Source organism: Streptomyces sp. NPDC085931, from assembly GCF_044540565.1.
In the GTDB taxonomy this organism is placed as follows: domain Bacteria; phylum Actinomycetota; class Actinomycetes; order Streptomycetales; family Streptomycetaceae; genus Streptomyces.
Map to the genome: position 1 here is coordinate 97449 of NZ_JBITSK010000008.1, position 17144 is coordinate 114592.

Genomic DNA, 17144 nt, shown 5'->3' on the forward strand with positions numbered 1-17144 from the left:
TCGGACACCGCCGGCCCTGGTGGGATGTTCAAGGGCGAACGTTAGGTGTCCACTCATGCTGACCATCCTCGGCTTCGCCATGATCGCGACCTTCCTGGTCCTGATCATGATGAAGAAGATGTCGCCGATCGCGGCGCTCGTGCTGATCCCCGCGCTGTTCTGCGTGTTCGTCGGCAAGGGCGCCCACCTCGGCGACTACGTCATCGACGGCGTGACCAGCCTCGCACCCACCGCGGCGATGCTGATGTTCGCGATCGTCTACTTCGGCGTGATGATCGACGTCGGTCTCTTCGACCCGATCGTGCGCGGCATCCTCAAGTTCTGCAAAGCCGACCCGATGCGCATCGTCGTCGGCACCGCCGTGCTCGCCGCGATCGTCTCGCTGGACGGCGACGGCTCCACCACCTTCATGATCACCGTCTCGGCCATGTACCCGCTCTACAAGCGCCTGAAGATGAGCCTGGTCGTGATGACCGGTGTCGCCGCCATGGCCAACGGCGTGATGAACACCCTCCCCTGGGGCGGCCCGACCGCCCGCGCCGCGACCGCGCTCAAGCTCGACGCCGGCGACATCTTCGTCCCGATGATCCCCGCGCTCCTGACCGGCCTGCTCTTCGTCTTCGGTCTGTCCTACGTCCTCGGAGTGCGCGAGCGCCGGCGGCTGGGCGTGCTGACGCTGGACGAGGTGCTGGAGGAGGAGAAGGCGGCCGAGACGGTCCTCGTCGGCGCCGGCGGCGACGGCACGGTCTCCCTGCGCAAGACCGGCTCCGGCGGCTCCGGTTCCGGCACGGACGCCCCCGAGAACACGGGCGGCGCCGGGAACCCCGTCGAGGACGACGGCTTCCAGGGCCTCGACCCGCACCGCGCCACCCTGCGCCCGAGGCTCTACTGGTTCAACGCGCTGCTCACGGTCGCCCTGCTGACGGCCATGATCATGGAGCTGCTGCCGATCCCGGTCCTGTTCCTGCTCGGTGCCGCGCTCGCCCTCTCGGTGAACTTCCCGCACATCCCCGACCAGAAGGCCCGTATCGCCGCCCACGCCGACAACGTCCTGAACGTCTCCGGCATGGTCTTCGCCGCCGCCGTCTTCACCGGCGTCCTCCAGGGCACCGGCATGGTCGACCACATGGCCACGTGGATGGTGGACGTCATCCCAGGCAGCATGGGCCCGCACATGGCCCTGGTCACCGGCCTCCTGAGCCTGCCGCTGACCTACTTCATGTCGAACGACGGCTTCTACTTCGGTGTCCTGCCCGTCCTCGCCGAGGCCGGTGCCGCGCACGGCGTCTCCCCGGTCGAGATGGCCCGGGCCTCCCTGGTCGGCCAGCCGCTGCACATGTCCAGCCCGCTCGTCCCCGCCGTCTACGTCCTGGTCGGCATGGCCAAGGTCGAGTTCGGCGACCACACCCGGTTCGTCGTGAAGTGGGCCGCCCTCACCTGCCTGGTCATCCTGGCGGCGGGCATGCTCTTCGGCATCATCTGACCGCGCGTACGACACCTTCCATGGAGGACATCGTGAGGCCCGGTGGGAACCGCGGCTGGCTGCTCCGCCTCGTCATCGCCTTCTCCTTCGCGCAGGGGGCGGTGTCGATGGCCCGGCCCGCCGTCTCCTACCGGGCCCTCGCGCTGGGCGCGGACGAGCGGGCGGTCGGTGTGATCGCCGGCGTGTACGCGCTGCTGCCCCTGTTCGCGGCCGTGCCGCTGGGCCGCCGCACCGACCACGGCCGCTGCGCCCCCCTGCTGCCCCTCGGGGTGGTCCTGATCGCCGGCGGCTGCGCCCTGAGCGGCGTGGCCGGGTCCCTGTGGACGATGGGACTGTGGAGCGGGGTGATGGGGCTCGGCCACCTCTGCTTCGTCATCGGCTCGCAGTCGCTCGTCGCCCGCCAGTCCGCGCCGCACGAACAGGACCGCAACTTCGGCCACTTCACCATCGGCGCGGCGCTCGGCCAGCTGGTCGGCCCCGTCGCCGCCGGCGCGCTGATCGGCGGCGCGGACATGGCCGGCACCAGCGCCCTGGCCCTGCTCACGGCCGGTGCGACGGCCGCCGTCGCGTTCACCTCGCTGTGGCGCATCGAGCACCGGCCCGCGGTGTTCCCGCCCCGCGCGGCCAAGGGCGACCGGGTCCCCGTGCGGGGCATCCTGCGCACCCGGGGCGTGCCCGCCGGCATCTTCGTCAGCCTCGCCGTGCTGTCCGCGACCGACATCCTCACCGCCTACCTCCCCGTGGTCGGTGAGCACCGGGGCATCGCGCCGTCGGTGATCGGTGTCCTGCTCAGCCTGCGCGCGGCGGCCACCATCGCCTGCCGGCTGGTCCTCACGCCCCTGCTGCGGCTGCTCGGCCGGACCCTGCTGCTCACCGTGACCTGCCTGCTGGCGGCCCTGCTGTGCGCGGGCATCGCCCTGCCGGTGCCGGTGTGGGCGCTCGGGCTGCTGCTGGTGCTCCTCGGCTTCTGCCTCGGCGTCGGGCAGCCGCTGTCCATGACGACGGTCGTCCAGGCCTCGCCGGAGGACGCGCGCTCCACGGCCCTCGCGCTGCGCCTGACGGGCAACCGGCTCGGCCAGGTCGCCGCGCCCGCCTCGGCCGGTCTGATCGCCGGGGTCGCGGGAGTGGCGGCGCCGTTCGTGATGCTGGGGGCGCTGCTGCTGGTCTCCGCCGGGGTGGCGCTGCGGTCGCGGGGCGGCGGACCGCCCGAGCCGGACCGAGCGGGGGCGAAGCCGGGCGGTGAGGAAGCGAAGCCGGACGGTGAGGGGGCGAAGCCGGGCCGACGGCGGGTGTCACTGCGCCGTAAGAGCGATATCTGACGCGTCGCAGGGCGGTGCTGCACGCCTTTCGGCGGTGAGGTGACACAGAGTCAGATGACGAGGAGTTTGTATGAAAATCGTCTGACTTGGAGGCATCTTCATGCCCGTCGTACCCCTCGCGCGCCGTGTCGGCACCCGTACCGCCGTCCTCGCCGCCCTCACCCTCGCAGGGACCACCCTGAGCGGTGTGCCCGCCGTCGCCGCTCCCATCCCGGGGGACAACGGAGACGTCAAGATCCACGCCACCACGACCCGGGCCGACGACCAGCGCAACGACCCGAAGGTCTGCGACTTCTACCTCGCCGCGTTCAACTTCGGCGCGGGGGAGAAGGTCAACTGGACCATCCAGACGCAGCCCGAGGTTCCGGGCGGAGCCACCCGCACCGGAACGTTCACGGCCGACGCGAGCGGCGCCGGCCGCACCAAGGCCGTGGACCTGCCCAACGGCCAGTACAAGCTCACCTGGCTGACCGACCAGGCCCACGGAGCGGGCAAGTTCAAGGTCTTCAAGGTCGACTGCCCGACGTCCAAGCCGACGACACCGGTCGGCGGCCCGCCCGCGGGCGGTGGCGGCATCGCCCGCGGCGAGGCGTTCACGCCGGTCGCGGGAGCCGCCGCCGTCGGCCTCGCGGCCGTCGCGGGAACGGTCTGGTTCCGGCTCCGCCGCCGCCCTGATGGCGCCGCGTAGGACGCGTTCCGCGGATCGCCCCGCCCCGACGACAGGGCGGGGCGGGGGCGGGGCGGGCACGGGTGACTCCGTCGGTTTCCCGGCCGGGGTGAGCGCCCGGCGTGCGACCGGGACCCGCGGGATCCCGGCGGAGCGGCGCGCGACCGGGGCCGAGGGCGCGGCCACCCCGGCCCGGGGCGCATCCGGCTCCGACGGCGTGGCCGCGGGGCCGGCTCGGTCTGCGCCGGGGGCCTGGGGCGATGTCACCGGGCCCGCTCGGCGCGTGTCCGGAGCCGGGCCCGGCGGTGGTTCGACGGCTCGCCGTGAGACCGGGGGCGGTGTCGGGACGACGGGCGGGCGTCATGCCGGTGGCCGGGTCGGGGTGACGCCCGGGCGTGGTGCCGGGACCGGTGCCGGTGTCGGTGCGGGATCTACGGCTCGGCGTGCCGACAGGGCCGGGGCCACCGCTGCGCCGGGCAACCGGCGGGGGGCCGGAAACGGGCCCCTTGCCCAGGAGGGCTCCGGGCGTGGAGCCGGAACCGGGCCCGTCGCCGGGTCGGGGGCCTGGCGCGACGGCGGGGTCGCTTCCGTCACCCGGGCGGGGGCCCGACGGGGGGACGGCGTCGGGTACCAGTCGGGGTCCCGGCGTGGGGACGGCGTCGGGTACGAGTCGGGGTCCCGGCGTGGAGCCGGAACCGAGCCCGTTGCCGGGTCGCAGGCCTGGCGCGACGGCGGGGCCGCTTCCGTCACCCGGGCGGGGTCCCGGCGTGGGGACGGCGTCGGGTACGAGTCGGGGTCCCGGCGCGGGGACGGCGGCGGGTACGAGTCCGGGGCCCGGCGTGGCGCGGGGGCCGGGGCCGTCGGCGTCTCCGGTGTCCGGCGCGAGGGCCTACTCGGCGGCGAGCCGGTGGTTCGGCCGGGCGGCTGGGCCCCTCCTGGCCGGGAGCCGGTTCCGTGGAGCCGGAGTGGTTCGGCTGGGCGGCATGGCCGTGGGCCCGGCGGTCGTGGGCCCGGCGGCGGTGGTGGCCCCGGCGGCGGTCGTGGGGCGGGCGGCGGTGGTGGGGCGTGGACTCCCCGCGTGCGCAGGCCCTGGCGCCGCAGGCGGGCCTACCGGCTGGCGCGGACGATCGTGCTGGCCGTCTCGCTGCTGGTCGGCTGCCTCTGCTGGGACCGGGGCGAAGCCCCGAGCGACACCGTCACGGCCCTGCCCCAGGGCGCCGCAGGAGCCGCGGCGACCTCCCCGAGCGGCACGCCCGCCGAGCCCGCGGCGGACCAAGACGGTGGGACGACATCGAGCACGGGCACCGGCTCACGCACCGGCCCACGCACCGGCACGGGCACCGGCCTCAACACCCCCACCAGCACGGGCACCGGCACCGGCACCGGTCTCAGCGCCCTCACCCCCACCCGCCCCGCCTCACCCCCGAAACCCGCGCCACGCACGCCCCCGCCCCCGCCCCCGAAGCCGGCACCTCCCAAGTCCGCGCCCGTCCGCCCGGCTTCCCGTCCCCCCGGCCCCTCCCCCCGACGGCCCGGCGCCGCGCCGGTCGGCGGTGAACGCACGGCACGGGCCGAGCCGGGCACCAGGCCCGCGCCGCGCAAGCCGCCCGTACGGCCGGTCGCCGAGCCGCCCCCGAGACGTCACCCCGCCCTGCGCCCCCTGCCCCCCTCCCGCGCCACACGCCTCCTCATCCCCTACCTCCGCCTCGACGCGCCCGTGATGCAACTGGGCCTCGACCGCGAGCACCGGCTCACCGCGCCCCCGGAGGACGACCCGAAACTGGTCGGCTGGTACCAGCAGGGCGCCTCGCCCGGGGAGCAGGGCACCGCCGTGGCCGTCGGGCATCTGGACACGGACAGCGGCCCGGCCGTGTTCGCGGGGCTCACCGAGCTGAAGCGCGGACGGATCGTCAAGGCCCGCCGGGCCGACGGGCGGACCGCCGTCTACACCGTGTACCGGATCAGGTCGTACGAGAAGTCGGACTTCCCGAGCCAGGAGGTGTACGGCGCCCGGGGCCGCCCCGAGCTGCGCCTGATCACCTGCGGCGGCACCTACGACCGCCGCAAGGGCTACTCGGGCAACGTCGTGGTCTTCGCCCGGCTCACCGGCATCCGCTGACGCCAGGACACCGGCACCGCCGCCGCCCGAATCCGGGGTTCCGTCTTCTCACCGGTCGGAACGCGGACCCGGATCCCGTCCGGTGTCTTCCCCCGGCCGGGCACATTCCGTTAACTTCCGTGACCCACAGCCCCGTACGGCCCGCACGGGGCTTCCGACCGCGGAGCACCAGCGCCCTGAAGACCCCTCGGGGGCACCTCATGACACGCGCCATCTCCCTGCACGACGTGAGCAAGGCCTACACGCGAGGCACCCGCGTGGTGGACCGGCTCTCGCTGGACATCGCACCCGGCGAGTTCCTCGTCCTGCTCGGCCCGTCCGGCTGCGGCAAGTCGACCGTGCTCAGGATGATCGCCGGCCTGGAGGAGATCGACGAGGGCGAGCTGCTGCTCGACGGCGAGTACGCCAACGACCTGCCGCCGTCCGGCCGGGACATGGCGATGGTGTTCCAGAACTTCGCCCTCTACCCGAACATGACCAGCCGGAACAACATCGGTTTCCCGCTGCGGATCGAGTCCCCGGGCACCGACCCCGCCCCCCGCGTGGACGCCACCGCCCGCATGCTGGGCATCGAGGACCTCCTCGACCGCCTGCCCGGCCAGCTCTCCGGCGGTGAACGCCAGCGGGTCGCCATGGGCCGGGCCATCGCCCGCCACCCCTCCGCGTTCCTCATGGACGAGCCGCTGTCCAACCTGGACGCCAAGCTCCGCACCCATCTGCGTGCCGAGATCTCCCGGCTGACCAGGGAACTGGGCGTCACCACCCTCTACGTCACCCACGACCAGGCCGAGGCCATGTCGCTCGGCGACCGGGTCGCGGTACTGCGCGGCGGTGTGCTCCAGCAGGTCGGCACCCCCCGGGCCGTCTACGCGCTGCCCGGCAACGTCTTCGTCGCCGCCTTCATCGGCACCCCGCGCATCAACCTGCTGCGCGGCCTGGTCCGCGCCCCGCTGGACGGGGCGATGACCATCAGCCTGGGCAAGCAGTTCCTGCGCCTGCCCGAGCCGCTCTCCCTCGACCACCAGCTGCTGCGGGTCCAGCAGGGCCGCGAGGTCATCGTGGGCCTGCGTTCGGAGGCCGTGCGCATCGCCAAGCACAGCGCGGCCCGCCCCGGCGAGGTGCCGCTCACCGGCCTGGTCGAGCACGTGGAGTTCCAGGGGCACGAGATCCTCGTCCACTTCGACACCGGCTCCAGCCCCGCCGTCGTGCCCGAGCTGGAGGCCCCTCGCCCGCGCCCCGGCCGGCCCGTGCGGCGCCGCCGCCGGGAGGGCTCGGTCCTCACCCGGCTGCGGGAGCGGACCGGAGCCGGCCGGGCCGGGCCCGTGGTGGCCCTGGAGCACCCCGCCGACGCCGAGCCGCGCCCCACGCCCGCCGAACCCCGGCTGCCCGGCGACCTCATCGTCCGCACCACCCCGGACCTGGCCCTGCGGCACGGTATGCAGGTGCCGCTCCTGGTCGACCTCGCCCACCTGTTCGTCTTCGACCAGCACGGCGACCGCATCTGCCCGAGCCCGGCGCACCTGCCCGACCTGGAGGAGTGAGCGGCGGCGAGTGAGCAGCCGCACACCCGGGGCCGGTCCCGGCCGTGCTGAGATGGCCGGGACCGGGTGCGCCCGGCACCCCGGGACGTCTGGCGCCGGAAAACTATCGCCGCTAGTTTATGTGCCGGACGACGACGCCCCCGCCCCGGAGGAAGCGCGATGAAGGCACACGACGGCATGTACATCCAGGGCGCCTGGCGCCCCGCCGCCGGCCAGGACGTGATCGAGGTCGTGAACCCGGTCGACGAACAGGTCATCGGCACGGTCCCGGCCGGCACCGCCGAGGACGTGGACGCCGCCGTACGGGCCGCCCGCGCGGCCCTGCCCGGCTGGGCCGCGACCCCGCCGGCCGAGCGGGCCGCCCGCCTCGCCGCCCTGCGGGACGTCCTCGCGGCCCGCGCCGACGAGATCGCCGAGACCGTGACGGCCGAACTCGGCTCGCCCCTGAAGTTCTCGCAGGCCGTCCACGCGGCCGTGCCCCTCGCGGTCGCCGGCTCCTACGCCGAGCTGGCGGCGACGTACGCCTTCGAGGAGAAGATCGGCAACTCCGTCGTGCACCACGAGCCGATCGGGGTCGTGGCCGCGATCACGCCGTGGAACTACCCCCTGCACCAGATCGTCGCCAAGGTCGCCCCCGCCCTCGCGGCGGGCTGCACGGTCGTGGTGAAGCCCGCCGAGGACACCCCGCTGGTGGCCCGGCTGTTCGCCGAGGCGGTGCACGAGGCCGGGGTCCCCGCGGGCGTCTTCAACCTGGTCACCGGCCTCGGCCCGGTCGCCGGGCAGGCGCTCGCCGAACACCCCGGTGTCGACCTGGTCTCCTTCACCGGCTCCACCGCCGTCGGGCGCGGGATCGCCGCGATCGCCGCCGGGCAGGTCAAGAAGGTCGCCCTGGAACTCGGCGGCAAGTCCGCCAACGTCATCCTGCCGAGCGCCGACCTGGCCAGGGCCGTCCACGTCGGCGTCGCCAACGTCATGTCCAACTCCGGGCAGACGTGCAGCGCCTGGACCCGGATGCTGGTCCACCGCGAGCAGTACGACGAGGCGGTGGAGCTCGCCGCCGCGGCCGCCGCCAAGTACGGCGACCGCATCGGCCCGGTCGTCAACGCCAAGCAGCGGGACCGGGTGCGCGGCTACATCGAGAAGGGCCTCGCCGAGGGCGCCCGCCTGGTCGCCGGCGGCCCCGAATCCCCGCGCGAGAGGGGCTACTTCGTCAGCCCGACCGTCTTCGCCGACGTCACCGAGGACATGACCGTCGCGCAGGAGGAGATCTTCGGCCCGGTCCTGTCGATCCTCCGCTACGAGGACGAGGAGGACGCCCTGCGGATCGCCAACGGCACGGTCTACGGCCTGGCCGGCGCCGTCTGGGCCGGGGACGAGGCCGAGGCGGTGGCCTTCGCCCGCCGGATGGAGACCGGCCAGGTCGACATCAACGGCGGCCGCTTCAATCCGCTCGCCCCCTTCGGCGGCTACAAGCAGTCCGGCGTCGGCCGCGAACTCGGCGTGCACGGCCTGGCCGAGTACCTCCAGACCAAGTCCCTCCAGTTCTAGTCAGGGGAGTCCCTTCCGTCATGGCTGTCCGCGCCGCCGTCCTGCCCGCCGTCGGCTCCCCGCTGGAGATCACCGGCATCGAGCTGCCCGACCCCGGACCCGGCCAGGTCCGCGTCCGGCTCGCCGCCGCCGGGGTCTGCCACTCCGACCTGTCCCTGTCCAACGGCACCATGCGCCTGCCCGTCCCGGCCGTCCTCGGCCACGAGGGCGCCGGCACGGTCGTCGCCGTCGGCGAGGGCGTCACCCACGTCGCGCCCGGCGACGGGGCCGTCCTCAACTGGGCCCCGTCCTGCGGCGTCTGCCACGCCTGCTCGCTCGGGGAGGTCTGGCTGTGCGCCGACGCCCTGAGCGGCGCCGGGCGCGTCCACGCCCGTACCGCCGAGGGCACCGAGCTCCATCCCGGATTGAACGTCGCCGCGTTCGCCGAGGAGACGGTCGTCCCGGCGTCCTGCGTGCTGCCCGCCCCGGACGGCGTCCCGCTGACCGACGCGGCCCTGCTGGGCTGCGCGGTCCTCACCGGCTACGGCGCCGTGCACCACTCCGCCCGCGTCCGGCGGGGCGAGACGGTCGCCGTCTTCGGCGTCGGGGGAGTGGGCCTCGCCGCCCTCCAGGCCGCCCGGATCGCCGGTGCCTCGAAGATCGTCGCGGTGGACGTCTCCCCGGCCAAGGAGGAACTGGCCCGCACGGCCGGCGCCACCGACTACCTCGTCGCCTCGGACACCACCGCCCGCGAGATCCGCGGCCTGACCGGCAAGCAGGGCGTGGACGTGGCCGTCGAGTGCGCCGGGCGGGCCGTCACCATCCGCGCGGCCTGGGACTCCACCCGGCGCGGCGGCCGCACCACGGTCGTCGGCATCGGCGGCAAGGACCAGCAGGTCACCTTCAACGCCCTGGAGATCTTCCACTGGGGCCGCACCCTCACCGGCTGCGTCTACGGCAACTCCGACCCGGCCCGGGACCTGCCGGTCCTGGCCGAACACGTCCGGGCGGGCCGCCTCGACCTCGGCGCCCTGGTGACCGAACGCATCTCCCTGGACGGCATCCCGGCGGCCTTCGAGAACATGCTCGCGGGCAAGGGCGGCCGCGCCCTGGTCGTCTTCTAGTCCCTCCTCTTCCGCGCCCCGGCCTCCCACGAGGCCGGGGCCTCAGCCGTGTCCGCACTCGGTCGGAATGCCACGTACAGGCAAAAAGTCCTGGTGCACGACCCGTTGACGTCCATACCGTCCGGTCAGTACGTTCCCCGGAACCCCGCGCCACCCCCCGTTCCGTCCCCGCACCCCCGGAGCGCGCACCGCATGGACACGGCACCTTCCGCTCAGCCCGCCCCCACCCCGCCCGCCGCCGGCAGCCGCCGCCGGGTCGCCACCGCGGCCGCCCTCGCCTCGGCCGTCGAGTGGTACGACTACTTCGTCTTCGGCATCGCCGCCGCCCTCGTCCTGGGCGACCTGTACTTCCCCGCGGGCAGCCCCACCGCGGGCGTCCTCGCCTCGTTCGCCACCTTCGCCGTCGGGTTCCTCGCCCGGCCCCTCGGCGGCATCGTCGCCGGACACCTCGGCGACCGGCGCGGCCGCAAGCCGATGCTGGTCCTCGCCCTCACGCTCATGGGCGTGGCCACCACCGGCATCGGCCTGCTCCCGACGTACGACACCATCGGCGTCGCCGCCCCGATCCTGCTCGTGCTGCTCCGCGTCGCCCAGGGCGTCGCCGTCGGCGCCCAGTGGGGCGGCGCGATGCTCCTGGCCACCGAGTACGCCCCCGAGGGCAAGCGCGGCGTCTACGGCAGCGTCGTCCAGCTCGGCGTCCCCATCGGCGTGGTCACCGCCAACACCGTCTTCCTGGTCGCCGGGGCGTTCACCACCGACGCGGCGTTCACCGCCTGGGGCTGGCGCGTGCCGTTCCTGGCCGGCCTGCTGGTGCTCGGCCTCGCCTGGTACATCCACACCCGCGTCGAGGAGACCCCGGCGTTCCGCGAGGCCGAGCGGGCGCTCGCGCAGCGGGAGAAGTCCGAGCAGGGCTCACCGCTGCGCACCATCCTGCGCGGCCACCTCGGCACGGTGCTCCTGGCCGGCGGCTCCTTCGCCGTGAACACCGCGACCTTCTACATCCTCATCACGGGCGTCCTCGACTACACGACCCGCGAACTGGACATGGCCAAGGGCCCGGTCCTGCTGGTCTCGCTCTGCGTCAGCCTGACCCAGCTCGTGCTGATCCCGGCCGCCGCCGCGCTCTCCGACCGGCTCGGCCGCATCCGGATCTACGCCCTCGGCGCGGCCGGCATCGCCCTGTGGGCCGTCCCACTGTTCCTGCTGATCGACACCGGCTCGCTGCTGTGGCTCGCCGTCGGCACGTTCGTCGCCAGCTGCTTTTTGAGCATCATGTACGGGCCGCAGGCGGCGCTGTTCGCCGAGCTGTTCACGCCTGAGATGCGCTACACCGGCGCCTCCCTCGGCTACCAGATCGCGGCCGTCGCGGGCGGCGGGCTCGCCCCCTTCGTGATGGTGCTGCTGCTGGAGGCGACCGGCACCTCGATGGCGGTCTCCGGCTACATCATCGCCCTGTCGGTGATCGCGCTGGTGTCCATCAAGGTGCTCGCGGACCGGGCCCGGGCGGCGCGGCCAAAGGACGCGTCCCAGGCGCGCGCGCAGGCCGGGTCAGCGAGCTGAGTCGGGCGCCCGTCCGGGCCGGGACTCCACAACCGCTGCCGGAGTCCCGGCCCGGGCCGCCCGCGACCGGGACACCGCCACGCCCGCCAGGCACAGCGCGCCGCCGAGCAGGGTGAGCAGCCCCGGCACCTCGCCGAGGAACAGCCAGGACATCAGGACGACCAGCGCGGGCGCCGCGTACGTGGTCGCGCCCATCCGGCTCGCGGTCGTCCGGGACAGGGCGTAGGCCCACGTGGTGAAGGCGAGGGCGGTCGGGAAGACGCCCAGGTAGACCATGTTGAGCGTGGCGGAGGCCGGCGCCCGCGCCGCCTCCTGCACCAGCTGCCCCGCGAACGGCAGGCACACCACCGCGCCGACCAGGCAGCCGAACGTCGTCACCTGCAGCGGACCGGCCGAGCCCAGCGCCGGCTTCTGCGCCACCACACCACCGGCGTACGCGACCGCCGCCAGCAGGCACAGCACCACCCCGAGCACCGAGGAACCGCCCTCGCCGGACATCGACAGACCCACGGTCACCGCACCGGCGAACGACACCGCCATCCCCGCCAGCAGCTGCGGCGGCATCGGGTCGCCGAGCAGCCGGGACCCGAGCAGTGCGATCAGGATCGGCCCGGTGTTCACCACCAGTGCGGCCGTGCCCGCGTCCACCTGCTGCTCGCCCCAGTTGAGGGCGACCATGTAGAAGCCGAACCACAGCACGCCCGACAGCGCGATCCCGCGCCAGGCCGAGCGCGGTGGCCAGGCCTCCCGCCGCACCAGGCAGATCACCCCCAGCGTCAGCGCGCCCGCCAGCAGCCGCCCGAGCGCCAGCGCGCCCGGCGAGTAGGCGTCGCCCGCGCTGCGGATCGAGACGAAGGCGGACGCCCACAGCACGACGGTGACCGCGGCCGCGGCGGCGGCCGGCAGCTCGGCGCGACGGGCGGACGCGGGAGGAGGGGTGCTCATCATGCTCCTGAGGCCAGGCGGAGGCGGGGCGGGAGGCTCGCGGATTGCGGACGGGGCACCGGCGGCAGGCGCAGGGCGTCGGGCTCGACGCCCAGCAGGTCGCGGAGGGCACGTTCACCGGCCGCTGTCACCTTCACCGCCCGCTCGGAGCCGATGCGCACGCACCAGCCCGCCTCCAGGGCGTGCCGGCACAGGGCCGCGCCCGCCGCGCCCGCCAGATGCGGCCGGCGCTCGGTCCAGTCCAGACAGGCCCGGGCCAGCGGCCGCCGCCCCCGCCGGTCGAGGCCGATCCCGGCCGCCTCGAACCAGGCGAGCCCGGCGTCGGTGAGCGCGAACCCGGTCTCCTGCACCAGCAGGCCGCGGGCCGTCAGCGCGTCGGTGACCACGATGCCGAGCCGTCCGGCGAGATGGTCGTAGCAGGTGCGGCCCCGGGCCATCGCCGCACCGGCGCTGGACTCCCGCAGGGTGCGCGGCCGTGCCGGCCGGTCCGGCGCGACCTGGGCGGCCAGGTCCTCGACCAGCTGCGCCACCCGCGCGTCGGCCAGCCGGACGTACCGGTGCCGGCCCTGCCGCTCCTCGGTGAGCAGGCCGCCGGCGACGAGCCTGCCGAGGTGCTCGCTCAGCGTGGAGGCGGCGACCCCGGCGTGCCGCGCCAGCTCGCCCGCCGTCCAGGCCCGCCCGTCGAGCAGCGCGAGCAGGCAGATGGCCCGCGTCTCGTCGGCGATCAGCCCGGCGAGCCGGGCCAGGGCCGTGGCCTGTGGGTCCCTCGTCGTCATGCCCCCAGCATGGAACACGGATTCTTCGGCCGGTGCCGAAGTGTCCGGCCGGGCGGGCCTACGCGGTCCGCCGCACCTGCTCGTACTGGCGGGTCAGTCCGTCCAGCAGTGCCGTCAGGCCGGTCTCGAAGGCCCGCTCGTCGATCTTCTCCTGCTGCTCGGCGAGCAGGTGCGCCTGCTGGAGGTGCGGGTAGTCGGCGGGGTCGTAGGCGCTCGCGTCGTCCACGAAGCCGCCGGCGAAGGAGCCGAGCGCGGAGCCCATCACGAAGTAGCGCATCAGCGCGCCGATGGAGGTGGCCTGCGCCGGGGGCCAGCCCGCGTCGACCATCGCGCCGTAGACCGCGTCCGCGAGGCGCAGCCCGGCCGGGCGCCGGCCGGGGCCGCGGGCCAGCACCGGGACGATGTTGGGGTGGTCGCGCAGCGCGGCCCGGTAGGAAACGGCCCAGTCGTGCAGCGCGGTCCGCCAGTCCCGGCCGTCCTGGAACATCGACAGGTCGACCTGGCCGCTCACCGAGTCGGCGACCGCCTCCAGGATCTCGTCCTTGGTGCGGAAGTGGTTGTAGAGCGAGGGCCCGCTGACGCCCAGTTCGGCGGCGAGCCGGCGGGTGGAGACGGCCGCGAGGCCCTCCGCGTCCACGAGCGCGCGGGCCGCCTCGACGATCCGGTCGGTGCTGAGCAAGGGCTTGCGCGGTCGGGCCATGGCGCACATAGTAGGGCTGCCGCCATAAACTAGCAGTGCTAATTAAAAGGTGCGGCATCCGCGTCGTGCACGGTTTTCGAGGGGTGGCTTGTGGTGAACCTGGAGCTCAGCGAGGAGCAGACCGCCGTACGGCAGCTCGCCCGGGACTTCGTGGCGCGCGAGGTCGCCCCGCACGCCGTCGCCTGGGACCGCGCCGAGGAGGTCGACCGGTCGATCGTGAAGAAGCTCGGCGAGGTCGGCTTCCTGGGACTGACCATCGACGAGGAGTACGGCGGCTCCGGCGGTGACCACCTCGCCTACTGCCTGGTCACGGAGGAACTCGGCCGGGGCGACTCCTCCGTGCGCGGCATCGTCTCCGTCTCCCTCGGGCTCGTCGCCAAGACCGTCGCCGCCTGGGGGAGCGAGGAGCACAAGCGGCGGTGGCTGCCCGCGCTGACCTCCGGCGCGGCGGTGGGCTGCTTCGGGCTGACCGAGCCGGGCACGGGCTCGGACGCGGGCAACCTCACGACCCGCGCGGTGCGCGACGGCGACGAGTACGTCATCGACGGCATCAAGATGTTCATCACCAACGGCACCTGGGCCGATGTCGTCCTGCTCTTCGCCCGCTCCACGGACGCCCCCGGCCACCGGGGCGTCTCCGCCTTCCTGGTCCCCACCGACACACCCGGCCTGACCCGCCGCACGATCCACGGCAAGCTCGGGCTGCGCGGCCAGGCCACGGCGGAACTCGTCCTGGAGGGCGTGCGCGTTCCCGCCTCGTCGCTGCTCGGGCCGGAGGGCAAGGGTTTCTCCGTCGCCATGTCGGCCTTGGCCAAGGGGCGGATGTCGGTGGCCGCGGGCTGTGTCGGCATAGCCCAGGCCGCCCTGGACGCGGCGGTGCGCTACGCGGGGGAGCGCGAGCAGTTCGGCAGGACCATCGCCCACCACCAGCTGGTCCAGGAACTGCTCAGCGACATCGCCGTGGACGTCGACGCCGCCCGGCTGCTGACCTGGCGGGTCGCCGATCTGATCGACCGGGGGCAGCCGTTCGCCGTCGAGTCCTCCAAGGCCAAGCTGTTCGCCTCGGAGGCCGCCGTCCGCGCCGCGAACAACGCGCTGCAGGTCTTCGGCGGTTACGGCTACATCGACGAGTACCCCGCCGGCAAGCTGCTGCGGGACGCCCGCGTGATGACCCTGTACGAGGGCACGAGCCAGATCCAGAAGCTGGTCATCGGGCGCGCCCTGACGGGGGTCTCCGCGTTCTGAGTAGCGCCTGAGTACTTCGGCGGATGTGGCGCGGGCCACCCCGGCCGACACTGTCGCCATGAGTGAGACACCGGGCAAGCAGCAGAACACGGCCGCCTTCTACGGCCAGGCCGTCGCCTCCTTCGCCGTCGCCATGGCGGCCACCGCGATCGGCATCTACCGGCTGAGCGCCGACGCCTGGGTGCGGGGCTTCCTCGCCGTCGCCGTGCTGTACCTCGTCACCTCGTCCTTCACCCTGGCCAAGGTCGTCCGCGACCGGCAGGAGGGAGCCGGGGCACCCGCCTACCCGCCCTTCGAGAAGCGCTGAGGCCGCCGCCGGGCGGCCGCGCTAAGCGCTCGCTCACCTTCGGCGGTATGGTGGTGGCCCTGTCAGTGGAGAGGGGCGTGTGATGAGTACGGCGGAGGAGACGGCCGACGGCGAGGCGCAGGCGTGGGGCGAGGTCACGCCCGACGCGGCGCGGCGGTTGCTGGTCGCCGCGGTGGAGGCCTTCGCCGAGCGCGGCTACCACGCCACGACGACCCGTGACATCGCGAGCCGGGCCGGGATGAGCCCGGCCGCGCTCTACATCCACTACAAGACCAAGGAAGAGCTGCTGCACCGCATCAGCAGGATCGGGCACGAGAAGGCCCTGGAGATCCTGCGCACGGCGTCCCGCCGCGAGGGCAGCGCGACCGAGCGGCTCGCCGACGCGGTCAGCTCCTTCGTGCGCTGGCACGCGGGCGGGCGGACCACCGCGCGGGTGGTGCAGTACGAACTCGACTCGCTCGGCCCCGGCGCCCGCGCCGAGATCCTCGCGCTGCGGCGTCAGGTCGACGCGGAGGTGCGCGGGATCATCGAGGAGGGCGTGCGCTCGGGCGAGTTCGACGTCATCGACGTGCACGGGACGACGCTGGCCGTGCTGTCGCTGTGCATCGACGTCGCGCGGTGGTTCAACGTGGGCGGCCCGCGGACGCCGGAGGAGGTCGGCGCGCTCTACGCCGACCTCGTGCTGCGGATGGTGGGCGCGTCTCAGACGTAGTAGCGCGAGACGGACTCGGCGACGCAGACGGGCTTGTCGCCGCCCTCGCGTTCCACGGTGAAGGCGACCGAGACCTGGACGCCGCCGGGGACGTCCTCGACGCCGGTGATCTTCGCGGTGGCGCGCAGCCGGGAGTTCACCGGGACGGGGGCGGGGAAACGGACCTTGTTCGTGCCGTAGTTGACGCCCATCTTCACCCCCTCGACGGAGATCAGCTGGGGGCCGAAGAGGGGGAGCAGCGACAGGGTCAGATAGCCGTGCGCGATGGTCGTCCCGAAGGGGCCCGCGGCGGCCTTCTCCGGGTCGACGTGGATCCACTGGTGGTCGCCGGTGGCCTCCGCGAAGAGGTCGATGCGCTTCTGGTCGATGTCGAGCCAGTCGGTGTACCCCAGCTGCTCGCCGACCGCCGACTTCAGGTCGTCGACGGACGTGAAGATCCTCGGCTGTGCCATGTCTTCCAGACCTCTCGTGCGGGAGCTTCTCTAAGCGACTGCTTAGCATGGTCGGCCGCGCGGGTTGTGTCAACGGACTGGGTAGGGTTCGGGGAGTGCCTCAGATTCCAGAGAAGATCCATGAACTCACGGTCGGGCAGCTGTCGGCGCGCAGCGGGGCGGCGGTGTCCGCGTTGCACTTCTACGAGTCCAAGGGCCTGATCAGCAGTCGGCGCACGGCGGGCAACCAGCGTCGGTACTCCCGGGACACGCTGCGGCGGGTGGCGTTCATCAGGGCCGCGCAGCGGGTCGGGATCCCGCTGGCGACGATCCGCGAGGCCCTGGCGGAGCTGCCGGAGGAGCGGACGCCGACCAGGGAGGACTGGGCGCGGCTGTCGGAGGCGTGGCGCTCGGAGCTGGACGAGCGTATCAAGCAGCTGAACCGCCTGCGGGACCACCTCACCGACTGCATCGGCTGCGGCTGCCTCTCCCTCGACACGTGCGTCCTGTCCAACCCGGGCGACGTGTTCGGTGAACGCCGGGCGGGTTCCCGTCTGATGGTGGAGCGCAACGGGGGCGGGGGCGGGCGGGGAGCCTAGGCGGCGGGGTGTGGGGGTGCGCGTTCTTCGCCGCTCGCCGGTGGTGGGGCGGGGGGGGGGGGGGGGGGGGGGGGGGGGGGGGGGGGGGG

Annotated in this window: 16 protein-coding genes; 12 read left to right on the plus strand and 4 right to left on the minus strand. The window is 74.0% G+C overall.

The features are described from left to right. Positions 1 to 55: 55 nt before the first annotated feature. From ACIGAN_RS18530 to ACIGAN_RS18565, 8 genes are all read left to right on the plus strand, one after another. Positions 56 to 1483, plus strand: a complete 1428-nt coding sequence (locus ACIGAN_RS18530) for a CitMHS family transporter (RefSeq protein WP_399858744.1) — start codon at positions 56 to 58, stop codon at positions 1481 to 1483. Positions 1484 to 1515: 32 nt separating this feature from the next. Continuing rightward, positions 1516 to 2802, plus strand: coding sequence for an MFS transporter (locus ACIGAN_RS18535; protein WP_399859186.1), 1287 nt, complete (start codon positions 1516 to 1518; stop codon positions 2800 to 2802). Between the two features lie 100 nt (positions 2803 to 2902). Next, positions 2903 to 3490, plus strand: a complete 588-nt coding sequence (locus ACIGAN_RS18540) for a hypothetical protein (protein WP_365089588.1) — start codon at positions 2903 to 2905, stop codon at positions 3488 to 3490. A gap of 1057 nt (positions 3491 to 4547) precedes the next feature. After that, positions 4548 to 5588 carry a class F sortase gene (locus tag ACIGAN_RS18545; RefSeq protein WP_399858747.1) on the plus strand — a complete coding sequence of 347 codons (1041 nt, stop codon included), beginning with the start codon at positions 4548 to 4550 and terminating at the stop codon, positions 5586 to 5588. A 200-nt stretch (positions 5589 to 5788) separates the two neighbouring features. Continuing rightward, positions 5789 to 7129 carry an ABC transporter ATP-binding protein gene (locus tag ACIGAN_RS18550; RefSeq protein ID WP_365737129.1) on the plus strand — a complete coding sequence of 447 codons (1341 nt, stop codon included), beginning with the start codon at positions 5789 to 5791 and terminating at the stop codon, positions 7127 to 7129. Between the two features lie 159 nt (positions 7130 to 7288). Further along, positions 7289 to 8677 carry an aldehyde dehydrogenase family protein gene (locus tag ACIGAN_RS18555; protein ID WP_365089583.1) on the plus strand — a complete coding sequence of 463 codons (1389 nt, stop codon included), beginning with the start codon at positions 7289 to 7291 and terminating at the stop codon, positions 8675 to 8677. A 20-nt stretch (positions 8678 to 8697) separates the two neighbouring features. Further along, positions 8698 to 9780: a Zn-dependent alcohol dehydrogenase gene (locus ACIGAN_RS18560; RefSeq protein WP_365737126.1), complete on the plus strand. Its 1083-nt coding sequence runs from the start codon at positions 8698 to 8700 to the stop codon at positions 9778 to 9780. Between the two features lie 192 nt (positions 9781 to 9972). After that, entirely contained in the window at positions 9973 to 11340 is a 1368-nt protein-coding gene (locus tag ACIGAN_RS18565; protein ID WP_399858749.1) for an MFS transporter, read from the plus strand. On the opposite strand, the gene ACIGAN_RS18570 is transcribed toward ACIGAN_RS18565, so the two are convergent. The 3 genes from ACIGAN_RS18570 to ACIGAN_RS18580 are packed head-to-tail and all read right to left on the minus strand — an operon-like array spanning position 11329 to position 13761. Then, on the minus strand, positions 11329 to 12285 hold the full coding sequence (locus ACIGAN_RS18570; RefSeq protein WP_399858751.1) for a DMT family transporter: 957 nt from the start codon (positions 12283 to 12285) through the stop codon (positions 11329 to 11331). The genes ACIGAN_RS18565 and ACIGAN_RS18570 overlap by 12 nt on opposite strands. Further along, a complete protein-coding gene (locus ACIGAN_RS18575) occupies positions 12285 to 13061 on the minus strand; it encodes an ArsR/SmtB family transcription factor (RefSeq protein ID WP_399858753.1) in 777 nt (258 codons plus the stop codon). The genes ACIGAN_RS18570 and ACIGAN_RS18575 overlap by 1 nt, the downstream gene beginning before the upstream one ends. Before the next feature lie 58 nt (positions 13062 to 13119). Continuing rightward, positions 13120 to 13761, minus strand: a complete 642-nt coding sequence (locus ACIGAN_RS18580) for a TetR/AcrR family transcriptional regulator (RefSeq protein WP_365089573.1) — start codon at positions 13759 to 13761, stop codon at positions 13120 to 13122. A 93-nt stretch (positions 13762 to 13854) separates the two neighbouring features. Between ACIGAN_RS18580 and ACIGAN_RS18585 the strand changes: the two genes are divergently transcribed. The 3 genes from ACIGAN_RS18585 to ACIGAN_RS18595 all read left to right on the plus strand — a co-directional run bounded on the left by ACIGAN_RS18585 (position 13855) and on the right by ACIGAN_RS18595 (position 16025). After that, positions 13855 to 15006: an acyl-CoA dehydrogenase family protein gene (locus tag ACIGAN_RS18585; protein ID WP_399858756.1), complete on the plus strand. Its 1152-nt coding sequence runs from the start codon at positions 13855 to 13857 to the stop codon at positions 15004 to 15006. 58 nt (positions 15007 to 15064) lie between these two features. After that, positions 15065 to 15313, plus strand: coding sequence for a YiaA/YiaB family inner membrane protein (locus tag ACIGAN_RS18590; protein WP_399858757.1), 249 nt, complete (start codon positions 15065 to 15067; stop codon positions 15311 to 15313). Between the two features lie 82 nt (positions 15314 to 15395). Beyond that, positions 15396 to 16025: a TetR/AcrR family transcriptional regulator gene (locus tag ACIGAN_RS18595; RefSeq protein WP_365089568.1), complete on the plus strand. Its 630-nt coding sequence runs from the start codon at positions 15396 to 15398 to the stop codon at positions 16023 to 16025. Here ACIGAN_RS18595 and ACIGAN_RS18600 read toward each other — a convergent pair. Next, positions 16016 to 16477, minus strand: coding sequence for a MaoC family dehydratase (locus ACIGAN_RS18600; RefSeq protein WP_365089566.1), 462 nt, complete (start codon positions 16475 to 16477; stop codon positions 16016 to 16018). The genes ACIGAN_RS18595 and ACIGAN_RS18600 overlap by 10 nt on opposite strands. Before the next feature lie 95 nt (positions 16478 to 16572). Between ACIGAN_RS18600 and soxR the strand changes: the two genes are divergently transcribed. Beyond that, a complete protein-coding gene (gene soxR / locus ACIGAN_RS18605; RefSeq protein ID WP_399858761.1) occupies positions 16573 to 17055 on the plus strand; it encodes a redox-sensitive transcriptional activator SoxR in 483 nt (160 codons plus the stop codon). Positions 17056 to 17144: the final 89 nt, after the last annotated feature.